Raw genomic sequence first — 367 nt, forward strand, 5'->3', positions numbered from 1 at the left:
AACCTCTTTGTAATCCAGAATAATCACCTTTCGCGCTACCGCCATTAGGGCAGTAGCCATCACAATCTTTACATGAATCACATCATCACGTAGATAGACGGTAATATTGATAAGGATCTCAATGGCAATCAAGACTGCCATGAACGCCCCAAACGTTGCCAACATATCAGAGATAGTGAGTATAAACAGCGGCGGTGTTATGAGCTTTTGATACAGTGTCCAGCCAACATCAATAACGCCCATCACAATAACGACAGCCATCAATATTGAGAGTAACCGGACGCAGTACCGAACCAAGACATAAATACGAGAAATCAAAATACTTTCAGTGTCATTTTTCATCTTAAGTGTCCTATCTAATAAGGTA

At 40.9% G+C, this 367-nt stretch carries 1 protein-coding gene; it reads right to left on the minus strand.

Annotated features, from left to right (window positions below; genetic code table 11):
• A partial coding sequence (locus A3757_RS02345; protein WP_068739110.1) for a phosphate-starvation-inducible PsiE family protein occupies positions 1–342 on the minus strand: 342 nt, incomplete at its 3' end.
• Between the last annotated feature and the right edge of the window lie 25 nt (positions 343–367).

The sequence above is a fragment of the Oleiphilus sp. HI0117 genome, assembly GCF_001635235.1.